Origin of the sequence: Colwellia marinimaniae, assembly GCF_002207865.1 — a bacterium.
Lineage (GTDB): Bacteria > Pseudomonadota > Gammaproteobacteria > Enterobacterales > Alteromonadaceae > Colwellia > Colwellia marinimaniae.
On sequence record NZ_BDQM01000348.1, the window covers coordinates 1 to 258 of the forward strand.

The 258-nt window shown below is 43.0% G+C and carries 1 pseudogene; it reads right to left on the reverse strand.

Annotated features, from left to right (window positions below):
• Window positions 1-258 (reverse strand): annotated as a pseudogene (locus MTCD1_RS19590) (class 1 fructose-bisphosphatase); the annotation flags it as partial.

Genomic DNA, 258 nt, shown 5'->3' on the forward strand with positions numbered 1-258 from the left:
CTTTATATTCTTTCATAAACTGGTGTACTGTATCCATCATATCCACAGAACCTGTGAAGAAAGGAACACGCTGATGCAATGCTGTTGGTTTTAGATCTAAGATTGGCGTGTAACCATCAGTCGCTAATGCACCTGCTTGTTCTGCCAGGAAAGCCATTGGGTTGCATTCGTATAATAAGCGCAGTTTACCCTTTGGTGCTTGTGCTGTTTGTGGGTAAATGTAGATACCACCTTTAAGCAGGTTACGGTGGAAGTCAG